The organism is Marinobacter iranensis (assembly GCF_029207565.1).
In the GTDB taxonomy this organism is placed as follows: domain Bacteria; phylum Pseudomonadota; class Gammaproteobacteria; order Pseudomonadales; family Oleiphilaceae; genus Marinobacter; species Marinobacter iranensis.
Window position 1 is genome coordinate 1 of sequence record NZ_JANCMW010000391.1, and the last position, 239, is coordinate 239.

The following is a 239-nucleotide window of genomic DNA, read 5'->3' on the forward strand; positions in this document are numbered from 1 at the left end:
TCCCAGCGGATGCTGCTCCCCTCCCTTTATGGTCTTCACGCCGACGGATTGCTGCCCGAAGGGCTGACCATCACCGGCACCGCACGTTCGGATTACGACGATACCGGCTTCCGTGCATTCGCCCGCGAGGCGCTCGACCATTTCGTGCCGGCCGACCGGAAAGATGACAGCGCTGTCGGGAGCTTTCTCGAACGGCTCTTCTACCAGCGGCTCGATGCCTCGAAGACCGAAGGCTTCGC

The 239-nt window shown here is 63.2% G+C and carries 1 pseudogene; it reads left to right on the forward strand.

Going from position 1 to position 239, the window contains the following annotated elements:
- Nucleotides 1-239: pseudogene (locus NLU14_RS22840) on the forward strand (hypothetical protein); the annotation flags it as partial.